Origin of the sequence: Cryobacterium sp. GrIS_2_6 (genome assembly GCF_035984545.1) — a bacterium.
Classification (GTDB): domain Bacteria; phylum Actinomycetota; class Actinomycetes; order Actinomycetales; family Microbacteriaceae; genus Cryobacterium.
Genome location: NZ_JAXCHP010000001.1, coordinates 4,038,675 through 4,051,566 on the forward strand (window position 1 = coordinate 4,038,675; position 12,892 = coordinate 4,051,566).

15 protein-coding genes are annotated in these 12,892 nt (G+C 68.3%); 8 read left to right on the forward strand and 7 right to left on the reverse strand.

What is annotated here, in order from left to right; genetic code table 11:
* Nucleotides 1-149 precede the first annotated feature (149 nt).
* Both RCH22_RS19540 and RCH22_RS19545 read left to right on the forward strand, forming a co-directional pair.
* On the forward strand, nucleotides 150-1,919 hold the full coding sequence (locus RCH22_RS19540) for an ABC transporter ATP-binding protein (protein WP_327015578.1): 1,770 nt from the start codon (nucleotides 150-152) through the stop codon (nucleotides 1,917-1,919).
* Nucleotides 1,916-3,721, forward strand: coding sequence for an ABC transporter ATP-binding protein (locus tag RCH22_RS19545; RefSeq protein WP_327015259.1), 1,806 nt, complete (start codon nucleotides 1,916-1,918; stop codon nucleotides 3,719-3,721). Before RCH22_RS19540 ends, RCH22_RS19545 begins: the two co-directional genes overlap by 4 nt.
* Nucleotides 3,722-3,824: 103 nt before the next feature.
* On the opposite strand, the gene RCH22_RS19550 is transcribed toward RCH22_RS19545, so the two are convergent.
* Together RCH22_RS19550 and RCH22_RS19555 are read right to left on the reverse strand one after the other, a co-directional pair.
* Nucleotides 3,825-4,292 (reverse strand): PTS glucose transporter subunit IIA, encoded by a 468-nt coding sequence (locus RCH22_RS19550; protein WP_327015260.1) that lies wholly within the window; start codon nucleotides 4,290-4,292, stop codon nucleotides 3,825-3,827.
* A 23-nt stretch (nucleotides 4,293-4,315) separates the two neighbouring features.
* Nucleotides 4,316-4,549 carry a glucose PTS transporter subunit EIIB gene (locus RCH22_RS19555; RefSeq protein WP_134449968.1) on the reverse strand — a complete coding sequence of 78 codons (234 nt, stop codon included), beginning with the start codon at nucleotides 4,547-4,549 and terminating at the stop codon, nucleotides 4,316-4,318.
* 384 nt (nucleotides 4,550-4,933) lie between these two features.
* On the opposite strand from RCH22_RS19555, the gene RCH22_RS19560 reads away from it, so the two are divergent.
* The 4 genes from RCH22_RS19560 (at nucleotide 4,934) to nagA (ending at nucleotide 8,856) form a co-directional block, all read left to right on the forward strand.
* A complete protein-coding gene (locus RCH22_RS19560; protein WP_327015261.1) occupies nucleotides 4,934-5,545 on the forward strand; it encodes a GntR family transcriptional regulator in 612 nt (203 codons plus the stop codon).
* Nucleotides 5,546-5,601: 56 nt separating this feature from the next.
* Nucleotides 5,602-6,846: a PTS transporter subunit EIIC gene (locus RCH22_RS19565; protein WP_327015262.1), complete on the forward strand. Its 1,245-nt coding sequence runs from the start codon at nucleotides 5,602-5,604 to the stop codon at nucleotides 6,844-6,846.
* Nucleotides 6,847-6,929: 83 nt separating this feature from the next.
* Complete coding sequence (locus RCH22_RS19570) at nucleotides 6,930-7,715, forward strand: glucosamine-6-phosphate deaminase (protein WP_327015263.1); 786 nt, start codon at nucleotides 6,930-6,932, stop codon at nucleotides 7,713-7,715.
* 4 nt (nucleotides 7,716-7,719) lie between these two features.
* Complete coding sequence (nagA, locus tag RCH22_RS19575) at nucleotides 7,720-8,856, forward strand: N-acetylglucosamine-6-phosphate deacetylase (protein ID WP_327015264.1); 1,137 nt, start codon at nucleotides 7,720-7,722, stop codon at nucleotides 8,854-8,856.
* A 19-nt stretch (nucleotides 8,857-8,875) separates the two neighbouring features.
* On the opposite strand, the gene RCH22_RS19580 is transcribed toward nagA, so the two are convergent.
* From RCH22_RS19580 to RCH22_RS19595, 4 genes are all read right to left on the reverse strand, one after another.
* Nucleotides 8,876-9,313: a cytoplasmic protein gene (locus RCH22_RS19580; RefSeq protein WP_327015265.1), complete on the reverse strand. Its 438-nt coding sequence runs from the start codon at nucleotides 9,311-9,313 to the stop codon at nucleotides 8,876-8,878.
* Nucleotides 9,314-9,345: 32 nt separating this feature from the next.
* Nucleotides 9,346-9,708: a cytoplasmic protein gene (locus RCH22_RS19585; protein ID WP_327015266.1), complete on the reverse strand. Its 363-nt coding sequence runs from the start codon at nucleotides 9,706-9,708 to the stop codon at nucleotides 9,346-9,348.
* 99 nt (nucleotides 9,709-9,807) lie between these two features.
* Nucleotides 9,808-10,131 carry an MGMT family protein gene (locus RCH22_RS19590; protein ID WP_327015267.1) on the reverse strand — a complete coding sequence of 108 codons (324 nt, stop codon included), beginning with the start codon at nucleotides 10,129-10,131 and terminating at the stop codon, nucleotides 9,808-9,810.
* A 22-nt stretch (nucleotides 10,132-10,153) separates the two neighbouring features.
* Nucleotides 10,154-10,606, reverse strand: a complete 453-nt coding sequence (locus RCH22_RS19595; RefSeq protein WP_327015268.1) for a GNAT family N-acetyltransferase — start codon at nucleotides 10,604-10,606, stop codon at nucleotides 10,154-10,156.
* Between the two features lie 153 nt (nucleotides 10,607-10,759).
* On the opposite strand from RCH22_RS19595, the gene RCH22_RS19600 reads away from it, so the two are divergent.
* Nucleotides 10,760-11,974 carry an NADP-dependent isocitrate dehydrogenase gene (locus RCH22_RS19600; protein WP_327015269.1) on the forward strand — a complete coding sequence of 405 codons (1,215 nt, stop codon included), beginning with the start codon at nucleotides 10,760-10,762 and terminating at the stop codon, nucleotides 11,972-11,974.
* Here the strand turns inward: RCH22_RS19600 and RCH22_RS19605 are convergent.
* Nucleotides 11,971-12,294, reverse strand: a complete 324-nt coding sequence (locus tag RCH22_RS19605) for a hypothetical protein (protein ID WP_327015270.1) — start codon at nucleotides 12,292-12,294, stop codon at nucleotides 11,971-11,973. The genes RCH22_RS19600 and RCH22_RS19605 overlap by 4 nt on opposite strands.
* 10 nt (nucleotides 12,295-12,304) lie before the next feature.
* Here RCH22_RS19605 and RCH22_RS19610 point away from each other — a divergent pair, with 10 nt between their 5' ends.
* Nucleotides 12,305-12,865, forward strand: a complete 561-nt coding sequence (locus RCH22_RS19610) for a hypothetical protein (protein WP_327015271.1) — start codon at nucleotides 12,305-12,307, stop codon at nucleotides 12,863-12,865.
* The last annotated feature ends 27 nt before the right edge of the window (nucleotides 12,866-12,892 follow it).

The window sequence follows — 12,892 nt, forward strand, 5'->3', positions numbered from 1 at the left end:
ACCCACCGACCGCCTCGACGACACCCACCACACCTGCTGTCACGCCGGCTGCGGCCCATGAGCAGCCCCGGAAGCGCGCGAGCACGCTGCGCATCCTGTTGCGCCTCTTTCCCTACGTGCGGCCCGCGTTGCCCCGGCTCGTGCTGGGCATGATCGCCGCGCTCCTGGCCGCGGTCGTCGCCCTCGCGATCCCGCAAGTTTTGCAGGGCCTCGTCGACGGCGCCCTGTCCCGTCAGGACCCCGCCGGGATCTGGCCCGCTGTGCTGGTCGTCCTCGGCCTCGGCGTGCTCGAGGCCATCCTGATCGCCCTCCGCCGCTGGTTCGTGCTGGTCCCGGGCACCCACGTGGAGGCGAGCATGCGCAACGCGCTTTTCGCGCGCCTCCAGGACCTGCCGGTCTCCTTCCACGATCGCTGGCCGAGCGGACAGCTCCTGTCCCGCGCGGTGAGCGACCTGAACCTGATCCGGCGGTGGATCTCCTTCGGTCTGGTCCTCCTGGTCGTCAATATCGTCACGATCGTGATCGGCGCCGCCGTGCTGGTCTCCATGAACTGGATCCTGGGCGTCGTCTTCATCGCCTGCTCGATTCCGCTCTGGATCGTCGGGTACCTGTTCGAGGAGAAGTACTCCGTCGTGGCCCGGCGCAGCCAGGACCAGGCCGGCGACCTCGCGACGGCCGTCGAGGAGTCCGTGCACGGAATTCGCGTGCTCAAGGCGTTCGGGCGCGGCGGTTTCGCGCTCAAGAACTTCTCGCAGCAGGCGGAAGACCTCCGCGGAACCGAGATCGAGAAGGCGCGCGCAATCGCCGGCATCTGGCTCTGGCTCCTGATGGTGCCCGATATCGCGTTCGCGCTCTGTCTCGTGGTCGGAGTCTGGCTCGCCGCCCAGGGTGAACTCAGCGTAGGTGGCCTCGTCGCGTTCTTCGCGACGGCGACGGTGCTGCGCTGGCCGGTCGAATCGATCGGGTTCCTGCTATCGATGACGTTCGACGCCCGCACGGCGACCGACCGGTATTTCGACGTGCTCGACGCCCCGAACAGCATCACGGACCCAGACAGGCCCGTCACGCTCGCCGAGCCGCGCGGCCGGCTTGCATTCGAGGACGTGCACTTCCGCTACCCCGACTCGCCGGCGCGCTTCCCCGACCTGCTCGACGGCGTCAACCTCGTGCTGCAGCCGGGGGAGACCATGGCCCTCGTCGGACTGACCGGCTCGGGCAAGTCCACCCTCACCGCACTCACCACCCGCCTCTACGACGTCACCCAGGGCGCGGTCACGCTCGACGGTGTCGACGTGCGCTCGCTCGGCCGCGAAGACCTGCGCGGCCACCTCGCGATGGCGTTCGAGGATGCGACGCTGTTCTCGGCATCCGTGCGCGACAACGTGCTGCTCGGCAGGCCGGAGTTCGCCGAGCGGTCGGCGGCAGCGGATGCCGCGCTCGAGGAGGCCCTGCAGGTCGCGCAGGCCGGCTTCGTGCGTGACCTGCCCGACGGCGTCGACACCCTCGTCGGCGAGGAGGGCATGAGCCTTTCCGGCGGCCAGCGCCAACGGATCGCGCTCGCCCGTGCGGTCGCGGCGAAGCCGGCGGTGCTCGTGCTCGACGACCCGCTTTCCGCGCTCGACGTGGACACCGAGTCCCTCGTCGAGGCCGCCCTCCGCGAGGTGCTCGCCTCGACGACGGCGCTCATCGTCGCGCACAGGCCGTCGACGGTCACCCTCGCCGACCGGGTCGCCCTGCTCGAGGACGGCCGGATCACCGCGGTCGGCCGGCACTCCGAGCTCCTGCGCACCAACGAGCACTACCGGTTCGTCATCTCGAGCCTCGAAGACGAAGAACGGCGCGACGCCACCAGACAGGTTGCCAGGGACGAATCGGCCGCACGGACAGAACAGACCGAGCGAGAGGAGGCCGCACGATGAGCGTCACCGGAGTCGAAGGCGAAGAACGCAACAATTTCACCGCATCCGAAAGCAAGCAGATCCGGGCGCGCTCGTTGCGCCTGCTCGGTTCCCTCCTCCGCCCGGTGCGCTGGCGGGTCACCGCGGCGATGCTCGTCGTGGTGCTCTCGACCGCGGCCCAGGTCGCCGGTCCCGCCCTCATCGCGTTCGGGATCGACAAAGGGCTGCCTGCCCTCCTTGCCCTGGACTGGCTTCCGCTCGCGGCGACCGGCGGGGTCTACCTCCTCACCGGCGTGATCGGGGCGATCCTGATCGCCTGGTACACGATGATGTCGGCCAGGATCAGCCAGGCAGTACTGATCGACCTCCGCAAGCGGGTGTTCCTGCAGACCCAGCGGCTCAGCCTCGAGTTCCACGAGTCGTATACCTCCGGGCGGATCATCTCCCGGCAGACCAGCGACCTCGACGCGATCCGGGAACTGCTCGACTCTGGTATCAACCAGCTCGTGCAGGGCGTGTTGTACATGGCCTTCACGGCGATCGCGCTCGTCAGCCTCGACGGCGTCAGCGGGCTGGTGCTGCTCGGGTCCCTGGTGCCGCTGTTCGCGCTCACCCGCTGGTTCCAGGTGCGCTCGCAGACGTTGTTCCGCCGGTCGAGGACCGCATCGGCGAGCCTCATCGTGAAGTTCGTCGAGACCATGACGGGCATCCGCGCCGTCAAGGCGTTCCGGGCGGAGAGACGCAACGAGGAGGTCTTCGGCGAGCTCGTCGAGGACTACCGAAAGGTGAACAGCCGGGTGATCCAGCTGTTCGGCATCTTCGACCCCGGCCTCATCCTGATCGGCAACGTCGCGGTCGCCGTCGTGCTCCTGCTCGGCGGATTCCGCGTCGTCGACGGGCAGCTCGCGATCGGTGCGCTCCTCGCGGCTCTGCTCTACACCCGGCGGTTCTTCGACCCGATGGAGGAGATGGCGATGTTCTACAACTCGTACCAGTCCGCCGCGGCGGCGCTCGAGAAGATCTCCGGCGTGCTCGAGGAACTCCCCGGCGTGCCGGACCCGGTTGCCCCCGTCGACCTGTGGGAGGCGCGCGGCGCCGTCACCTTCACCGGGGTGCGTTTCGAGTACCAGTCCGACCGGGTGGTTCTGCCCACCTTCGACCTCGCGATTCCCGCCGGGCAGACCATCGCCCTCGTCGGCTCGACCGGGGCAGGCAAGTCGACGCTCGCCAAGCTCATGGCGCGGTTCTACGACCCCACCGACGGCCAGGTACTGCTCGACGCGGTGGACCTGCGCCGACTGCACCCCAAGGACCTCCGTCGCGCCATCGTGATGGTCACCCAGGAGGCGTACCTGTTCAGCGGTTCGGTCGCCGACAACATCGCGATCGGCAAACCGGACGCCTCTCCCGCCGAGATCGTGGCGGCGGCGCGTGCCGTCGGCGCGCACGAGTTCATCGAGAACCTTCCCGGCGGGTACGACACGGACGTGAACAAACGCGGCGGCAGGGTGTCCGCCGGGCAGCGCCAGCTGATCTCGTTCGCGAGGGCCTTCCTCGCCGACCCGGCGGTGCTGATCCTCGACGAGGCGACGTCCTCGCTCGACATCCCGAGCGAGCGGCTCGTGCAGCAGGCGCTGCAGACCCTGCTCGCCGACCGCACGGCCGTCATCATCGCGCACCGGCTGTCCACGGTCGCGATCGCCGACCGGGTGCTCGTGATGGAGCACGGGATCATCGTCGAGGACGGCGCCCCCGACGACCTGATCGACGGCACCGGACGGTTCGCCCTGCTGCACGCGGCCTGGCGGGAATCACTCGTGTAGCGGCATCCGCACGATTTACGGCGGATGCCGGTCCGCGAGAAGACAGGAATGGCCCGTTCGCTGTGCGCGAGGGGCCATTTCTCTGTCTCGCGAACCTGACAGGTCAGGATATGACGGTGAGGAAGAGGTCGCCGCTGGCAAGCTCCGCGCCCGCAGTGACGGCGTCGGCGAGGTCGATGTTCTCGTGTGCGCGCTCGAGGATGATGACCGGCACGATGGGATTGCGTCCGCCCGCCTCGACGGCCGCGGAGTCCCAGGTCACGATCACGTCGCCGGCTGCGACCTCATCGCCCTGCTTCGCCCGCAGGGTGAAGCCCTCGCCGCGGAGCTCGACGGTGTCGATGCCGAGGTGGACGAGGACGCCGATCCCGTCGGGGGAGAGGATCACAAAGGCGTGCGGGAAGACCTTGAGCAGCCTGCCGCTGATCGGCGCGATCGCGTCGACCATGCCCCGCGGCGGGTCGATCGCGGCGCCGGGACCCACGATCGCCTGGGCGAACGTGGGATCGGGGACCTCGGCGAGGCTGACGGCGCGACCGGGGACGGGCGCGAGGACGATGACGGGCGTCACGAGAACGACGGGAGCCCCACGGCTCACAGGAGGTCTTCGATGTCTTCGGCGAGGTTGTCGGCCTCTGGTCCGACAACGACCTGGACGATGGTGCCGGACCGGAAGACGCCGTGGGCGCCGGCCGCCTTGAGCGCAGGCTCGTTCACGAGGGCGGGGTCCTTCACCTCGGTGCGCAGTCGGGTGATGCACGCCTCGATCTCGACGAGGTTGCCTGATCCGCCGAGGCCGGCGAGGATTTGCTCCGCTTTGGTGCTCATGGTGTTTCCTCCAGTGATGGTGGGCCGGGAACCGGCTGCAGCGGCCGGGATGCGCGCGAAGCGTTCCGGCCGTGAGCCAAGTCTGCGCCCTGTCTGATTCGGTTCGGGTGTTCTCGGAGAACCCGAGCGGCTGGGGGTCTTGACAAGCAGGGTGCCGCGGCTTCATCATCGAACTATTGGATCGTACCAGTACAGACCAGAAAGCGAAAGTGGTCCTATGCTGGTATCTACACACCCCAACTTCCGGAGGACGCAGCGAGATGACCGACATCGATGAGGTCCCGGTTCTGGAATCAGGACCGGTCTCCAAGCACGCCCAGCTGCGGTCAGCTGGTCGGGACCAGCCTGGCTCCCCACGCCGCGATCCCGCCGGAGCGGAAGCTCATGACGCGCTACGGCGTCAGTCGCTCGACCGTGCGCGAAGCGATCAGGCAGCTCGTCGAGGAGGGTGTGCTCTACCGGGTGCAGGGCAAGGGCACCTTCGTTGCCGGCGAACGCGTGCAGAGCGACCTGCACCTCGCGTCCTTCACGGAGGACATGCGCCGGCGCGGCCTCGTCCCCGCGACGATCGTGCGTTCGTCCCGGTTGGTCGAAGCGCCCCTCGCGGTACGGGCCGCCCTCGGACTCGGCGCCGGCGCCCAGGTACTGGAGATCGAACGACTCCGGCTCGCCGACGGGGTGCCGATGGCACTCGAACGCGGCTTCTACCCGGCAGAGCTGCTCCCCGACCTCGGCGCCAAGGACCTGACCCGGTCCCTGTACGCGACGTTCGCGACCGAATACGGCCTGCGGATCGACAACGCGGAGCAGGCCGTCTGGGCGGAGGGCGCCGACGACCTGCTCGCCGCCACCCTCGGCATCGCCGCCAACGCCCCCGTAATGGTCTTCCGTCGGACGTCGTCCGCCGGGGCCGCCTTCCTCGAACACGTCACCTCGTGGTATCGCGGCGACCGCTACCAGATCCACATGACGCTCAACCTGCAGCACCAGCCCTGACCCTCAGACCATCCACGCACCATCCATACCGACAACGCACCACCAGGAGGAAATCAATGTCCAGCATCACCGTAGACGCCGGGACGAAACGGCCGTTCCCCGGCCTCGCGCAACTTCAACGAGTCGGTCGCAGCCTCATGCTGCCGATCGCGGCACTGCCCGCTGCCGGCCTTTTGCTCCGCCTCGGCCAGCCCGACCTGCTCGGGCGCATCCCGGGCTTCGAAACCGGAGCGGCCGTGATCGCCTCGGCGGGCGGCGCCCTCTTCGACGCGCTGCCGCTGCTCTTCGCGGTCGGCGTCGCGATCGGCTTCGCGAAGAAGTCCGACGGATCGACAGCCCTCGCCGCCGTCGTCGGGTACCTCGTCTTCTCCAAGGTCGGCGAGGCGATGTCGCCCCTGGTCCTGGGCCTTCCCGCAGCGGGCGGGAAGCAGGTGCTGGTCAATTACAGTGTCCTCGGCGGCATCCTGATCGGTATCACCTCCGCCTTGCTCTGGCAGCGCTTCCACCGGATCTCCCTGCCGAGCTACCTGGCCTTCTTCGGCGGTCGCCGGTTCGTTCCGATCGTCACCGCCGGCACGGCACTCGTTCTCGGCGTCCTGCTGGCCTTCGTCTACCCCGCCTTCGCGACCGGTCTCTCCGGCTTCGGCGAGTTCGTCTCCTCCAACAACATCTGGGGCGGTTTCCTCTACGGCACGACCAACCGGCTGCTGATCCCGGTCGGGCTGCACCACATCCTCAACTCGGTGATGTGGTTCGTGATCGGCGACTTCAACGGCGCGCACGGTGACATCGCCCGGTTCTTCGCCGGCGACCCGACCGCCGGCTCCTTCATGACCGGGTTCTTCCCGATCATGATGTTCGCGCTGCCGGCCGGCGCCCTCGCCATCTGGCAGGAAGCCAAGCCGTCCCAGAAGAAGATCGTCGGCGGCATCATGCTCTCCGGTGCGCTCACCGCCATGCTCACCGGCGTCACGGAGCCCCTCGAGTTCTCCTTCATGTTCGTCGCTTTCCCGCTCTACCTCATCCACGCGGTGCTGACCGGTTCCTCGCTCGCCCTCGTGAACGCCCTCGGGATTAGGGACGGGTTCACCTTCAGCGCAGGCACGTTCGACTACGTGCTCAACTTCGGCCTGGCCGAAAAGCCGCTGCTGCTCATCCCGATCGGGCTCGCATACGGGGCCATCTACTACTTCCTGTTCCGCTTCGTGATTCGCAAGTGGAACCTGAAGACCCCCGGTCGCGGCGAGGACGAGGTCCCCGACGCGACCGTGGCCGACTCCGCTTCGTCCACGACGGTCTAATCCCACCAACGCCGGGGTCGCGGGCGAGCCCGTGACCCCGGCAGCACCACCACGCACCATCATTGTGAAACTGGAGCAGAACATTGGCTGAAGTAATCGTCCTCGACACCGAGACCGCAGCGGGAACGCTTGCTGCGGCATCCATCCGTGCCCTGATCATGCGCAAGCCGGATGCCGTCCTCGGCCTGGCCACAGGGTCCACGCCGCTCTCCGTGTACGCGGCGCTCGCGGCCTCCCTCGCGGAGGAACCCCTCGACATGTCCCGCGTGCGCGGCTTCGCCCTCGACGAATACGTCGGGCTGCCCGCAGGGCACCCGGAGAGCTACCGCGCCGTCATCACCCGCGACGTCGTCGTGCCCCTTGGTCTCGACCCCGCGAACATCCGTACCCCGAACGGCGACGTGGCCACCCTCGAGACCGCCGGACTCGACTACGAGGCCGCCATCGTCGCGGCCGGCGGCGTCGACGTGCAAATCCTCGGTATCGGGCAGACCGGTCACGTCGGTTTCAACGAGCCAGGTTCCTCCTTCGCGTCCGTCACCCGGATCAAGACCCTGACCGAGAAGACCCGGATCGACAACGCGCGCTTCTTCGCCACTGCCGACGACGTGCCGATCCACTGCATGACCCAGGGCCTCGGCACGATTCGCCGCGCCAGGCACCTCATCCTGCTCGCGTTCGGCGAAGAGAAAGCGGATGCGATCGCGTCCGCCGTCGAGGGACCGGTCTCGTCGAGCAAGCCCGGTTCGGTCATCCAGCTTCACCCGCACGTGACCGTCCTCGTCGACGAGGCTGCGGCATCCCGCCTCGCCAACCGGGACTACTACGCATACGCATACGCCCACAAGTACGCCTGGCAGGGAATCTAACCCCGTGGCCGACTCGATTCTGCTCAGCGCCGGCACGGTCGTCGCCGCGGACGCCGTGTACACCCCGGGCTGGGTCGAGGTCAGGGCCGGACGGATCGTCGCCGTCGGCGCAGGCGACCCGCCGCGCGTCGCCGATGTCCGCTACCCGGACGGGATCCTCGCCCCCGGGTTCGTCGACGTGCACAATCACGGCGGCGGCGGATTCAGCTTCAACGATGCCGACACGGAGATCGCGGCGGCCGGGATCGCGGCGACCCACCGGGAACACGGCACGACGACGCTGATGGCGAGCCTCGTCACGGCACCGCTCGACGAGATGGAACGCCTGGTGGCCGGCCTCGCCGACCTCGTCGATTCCGGCCTGCTCGCAGGCATCCACCTCGAAGGACCCTGGCTGAGCCCGATCCATCGGGGCGCCCATACGGCGGAGCTGCTCCGGGTGCCCGACAGGGACAGCATCGACCGCCTCATGCGTGCCGGCCACGGCACGGTGCGCATGGTCACGATCGCCCCGGAACTCCCGGGCGGGCTCGACGCCGTCCGGCGGGTCGTCGGATACGGCGCGGTCGCCGCGATCGGCCACACCGACGCCAACGACGACATGACCAGGCAGGCGATCCAGGCGGGGGCCACGGCGGGCACGCACCTCTTCAACGCGATGCGTCCCCTGCACCATCGGGAACCCGGGCCTTCGCTCGCGCTGCTCGAGAACCCCGCCGTGTTCGCCGAACTGATCGCAGACGGGGTGCACCTGCATCCTGCGGTCGTCCGCTTCATCACGCAGAGCCCGTCGCGACCGGTGTTCGTGACCGACGCGATGGCCGCGGCCGGCGCGGACGAGGGCGAGTACACCCTCGGCGGCCTCCCCGTCAGCGTGCTGGACGGTGAAGCGCGCCTCGCGGACGGGACGATCGCCGGGAGTGTCCTCACCCTGAGCGAGGCCGTTCGGTTCGCCGTGCACACGGCTGGGGTCGACCTCGCCACCGCGGTGCGAGCGGCCACGCAGAACCCGGCCGACATGATCGGCCTCACCGACTGTGGCCGCCTCGCCGTGGGGCAGCCGGCCGACCTGATCGTCCTCGATGCCGGACTCTACGTCACCGCGACCATGCGGTCAGGCGACTGGCGCCTGCCGGCCTGAGCCGGCAGGGGAGACCAGCCTAGGCGAAGCCCCAGGCCTTCTCCTCGTCGCTCGAGGCGTCCGACAACGGGATGCCGATCAAGGGGCGCGGCGCCGGCCCGAGCGGGTGCAGGCTGGGATCGGGGGCCCGCACGGCCTGTTCCTTGAGCTCGACGAAGATCGCGTGGGTCGGCGTGGTGCCGATGTTCACGCCGGCGTGTTCCTGGGCGGGGAGCCAGGCGGTTTCGCCGGCCGGGAGTTCGACGTCGACCTCCCTGCCCTCGAAGGAGAACCTCCGGGCGTATGCGCTCAGCGTGATCATCACACTGTCGGGATGCTCGTGCGGGTTGGTGGTGTCGCCGGGAGCATCGAGGAATTCGAGCACGCGAACGCGGTCGTTTTCGAGCAATACCCGGTAGACGCCGGGATCCGTCACGAGCGGATCGAGGGACTGTGTGGCGTTCTGTTCACTGGACATGCCGCACGCTAACACCGTTTGCCTGCGACGCGCTAGGAGAAGCCCCAGACGTTCGCCTCATCGTCGGTGTCCGGCGCCGACGGCGTGGCGGACTGCGGCCCGAGCGGCCGCTCGTCCGTGCGCCCGCGGGGATGCCGCGCCGGCTCCTTGAGCTCGATGAAGATCGAGTGCGTGTCGGTATCGCCGGTGTTCGCACCGGTGTGTTCCTGGGCGGGAAGCCACCGCGCGACCCCGGCGGGAAGCTCGACGTCGACGGCGCGGCCGTTCGACGAGATCCGCCGGCTGAACTCGCTCAGGGTGACCATGACGCTGTCCGGATGCCGGTGCGGCGCGGTCGCGGCACCGGGCGTGTCCCGGTATTCGAGGACGCGTACCCGCTCATTCTCGAGGATCACCCGGTAGAGGCCGGGATTGGGACGACGGGATCCTGAAAGCCTTCTTCACTGTCCATGCGGGCACCGTACCCGGTGCCGGCTTCGCCCGCGAGGGGCAGGTCAGGTCGGTGACCAGCGCGCGGCCGGGTAGTCGACCCGGTAGCCGGACTCCGCGGTGCGCAGGAGGACGAGCGGGGTGCCCTCTTCCCGGTAGTGCGGCAGCGCCCTGGCCTCGTGCAGGGCCGGCGGGTGGCCGCCGGCGCGGATCACCCGCCACCAGGGGACATCCGCCCCATAGTGCGCCATGATCTGGCCGACGACACGGGCGCCGCGAGAACCGAGCACCGCCGCGACGTCGCCGTAGGTCATCACCCGCCCGGCGGGAATCGAGTCGACGATGCCGAGGACATGCGTGACGAAGTCGCTGTCGGGGGCGAGGCGCATGGCCAGCGGGACCGTCTGGCCGCTACAGCTTGAGCGAACCGATCATCTCGCCGTATACCGTCTCGCCGATGTCGACGAAGCCGATCCGGTGGAAGAACGACTCCGGTCCTTCTTCGCCGGGTTCCCAGATCACGGTGATGTGGTCGAAGCCCCGCTTCCTGGCCTCCTGGGCGAGTGACTCTGCTGCGAATTTGCCGACGCCCTTGCCCTGGGCGCTCGCGTCGACGTTGATCCTCCAGATGCAGGCCCGGAATTCCTCGTGCTCCGAATCCGGGTCGAAGTTGCCGTGGATGAACCCGGCCACCTCGCCGTCGAGCAACACGACGCGCTGCCACGCGGTCGCGGGATTGATCACGGAAGCCGCCACCGCATAGGAGACGGGAGCGATGTACAGCTCCTGGCCCGGTTTGAGACTGAGGCTATTGGCCGCAACAATGTTGCGTGCGGACAGTTCTTCCAGACGTAGTTCACCCATGGCAACAGGCTAACCTGCGGCCGACCGGCGTGGTAGTCGGGTTTTGTGCGCTGGGCAGAACCGGACCGAAAACTGTCTCGATGTCGAGACAGTTGCGGGGGCCTTGTAGAATTGACTCGGCCACGTGGCCGGTACCATTCTGAGGAGAATTCATTGGCGAAGATCAAGGTTGAAGGCACTGTCGTCGAGCTCGACGGGGACGAGATGACGCGCATCATCTGGCAGGCCATCAAGGACACGCTCATTCACCCGTACCTCGACATCGACCTCGAGTACTACGACCTGTCGATCCAGAAACGCGATGAGACCGACGACCAGATCACGATCGACGCGGCCCACGCCATCCAGAAGCACGGCGTCGGCGTGAAGTGCGCGACCATCACCCCGGACGAGGCCAGGGTCGAGGAATTCGGCCTCAAGAAGATGTGGGCGTCTCCCAACGGCACGATCCGCAACATTCTCGGCGGCACGATCTTCCGTGAGCCGATCATCATTTCCAACATCCCGCGCCTGGTTCCCGGCTGGAACAAGCCGATCATCATCGGACGCCACGCCTTCGGCGACCAGTACCGCGCCACGAACTTCCGCTTCGAGGGTGAGGGCACGCTCAGCATGACCTTCACACCGAAGGACGGCTCGGAGGCACAGACCTTCGAGGTCTTCCAGTCCCCGGGCAGCGGTGTCGCGATGGGCATGTACAACCTCGACAGCTCGATCCGTGACTTCGCCCGTGCCTCGCTCAACTACGGCCTCGTGCGGAACTACCCGGTCTACCTGTCGACCAAGAACACCATCCTCAAGGCATACGACGGCCGGTTCAAGGACATCTTCCAGGAGATCTTCGACACCGAGTTCAAGGCCCGCTACGAGGCTGCCGGCCTCACCTACGAGCACCGCCTGATCGACGACATGGTCGCATCCGCCATGAAGTGGGAAGGCGGCTACGTCTGGGCCTGCAAGAACTACGACGGCGACGTGCAGTCGGACACCGTCGCGCAGGGCTTCGGCTCGCTCGGCCTGATGACGAGCGTGCTCTCGACTCCCGATGGCAAGGTCGTTGAGGCAGAGGCAGCCCACGGCACCGTGACCCGCCACTACCGCCAGCACCAGCAGGGCAAGCCCACCTCGACGAACCCGATCGCCTCGATCTATGCCTGGACCCGCGGCCTCTCGCACCGGGCGAAGCTCGACGGCAACCCGGCGCTCGCCGAGTTCGCCGAAACCCTCGAGGACGTCGTCATCACAACCGTCGAAAGCGGCCAGATGACCAAGGACCTCGCGTTGCTGGTCGGCCCGGAGCAGGGCTACCAGACGACCGAGGAATTCCTCGCGGCCATCGCGACCAACCTGCAGACGCGCCTGGCCTAACCGGGCCCGCTCGTCAGGGAGAGGCCCTCGACCTCTGGGGTCGGGGGCCTCACCCGTGTGCCGATCACAACGGTTCCGTCGACGTCCTCGTGGTGCGCGGTACGGGGGAGCAGGCCGTTCCTGGCGAACAACGCGCTCGTCACAGGCGCCTGGCGCGCACTCGTCTCGATCATGAGATGGCCGCCGGGGGCGAGCCAGCCTGCCGCAGCCGCCGCGACCCTTCGCTGCACGTCGAGCCCGTCCGAACCGCCGTCGAGCGCCAGCCGGTGTTCGTGCACCCGGGCCTCTGGCGGCATCCATTCGATGGAGCCGGTCGGCACGTAGGGCGCGTTGACGAGCAGGAGCGCGATCCGGCCGCGTAAGGCCAGGGGCAGGGGGGGCGAAAAGATCGCCCTCGACCACGGGTCGTCCCGGGAGGTTGACGCGGGCGCAGCGGACTGCGACCGGGTCGAGGTCCGCCGCCAGGAGGTCGAGTCCCAGCCCCGGCAGGGCCGAGAGCAGGGCGGCGCCGACGGCTCCCGTGCCGCAGCAGAGGTCGACGACGATCGCACCACGACCGGCGAGCCCGGCGGCCTCGCGCACGAGCGCCTCTGTGCGTCGCCGCGGCACGAAGACCCCGGGTTCGACGTGCACCCGCAGCCCGCAGAACAGCGCCCAGCCGAGGACGTATTCGAGCGGCTCCCCGCCCACCCTGCGCTCCAGCAGGTCCTCGAGCTCGTCCGCCGACCGAGCCTCGCCGAGGAGGAGCTCCGCTTCCTCCTCGGCGAAGACGCATCCCGCCGCGCGGAGGCGTTCGACGACGCCGGGGAAGGACGAGGCGGGATCGACAGGGGACATCGGAACCTTTCGGGTATTGCGCGCGGCATGCGCACGGGAGTCGAATGCCCATAAAATCAGTGTGGAGACATAGTTTCTCAC

Coding starts and splice junctions, on each gene's coding strand:
- RCH22_RS19545 (WP_327015259.1), top strand. CDS start 1,916: ATGAGCGTCACCGGAGTCGAAGGCGAAGAACGCAACAATTTCACCGCA.
- RCH22_RS19560 (WP_327015261.1), top strand. CDS start 4,934: ATGACGCGCTACGGCGTCAGTCGCTCGACCGTGCGCGAAGCGATCAGG.
- RCH22_RS19565 (WP_327015262.1), top strand. CDS start 5,602: ATGTCCAGCATCACCGTAGACGCCGGGACGAAACGGCCGTTCCCCGGC.
- RCH22_RS19590 (WP_327015267.1), bottom strand. CDS start 10,131: ATGCGCCTCGCCCCCGACAGCGACTTCGTCACGCATGTCCTCGGCATC.
- RCH22_RS19540 (WP_327015578.1), top strand. CDS start 150: ATGATCGCCGCGCTCCTGGCCGCGGTCGTCGCCCTCGCGATCCCGCAA.
- RCH22_RS19580 (WP_327015265.1), bottom strand. CDS start 9,313: ATGTCCAGTGAACAGAACGCCACACAGTCCCTCGATCCGCTCGTGACG.
- RCH22_RS19555 (WP_134449968.1), bottom strand. CDS start 4,549: ATGAGCACCAAAGCGGAGCAAATCCTCGCCGGCCTCGGCGGATCAGGC.
- RCH22_RS19595 (WP_327015268.1), bottom strand. CDS start 10,606: ATGGGTGAACTACGTCTGGAAGAACTGTCCGCACGCAACATTGTTGCG.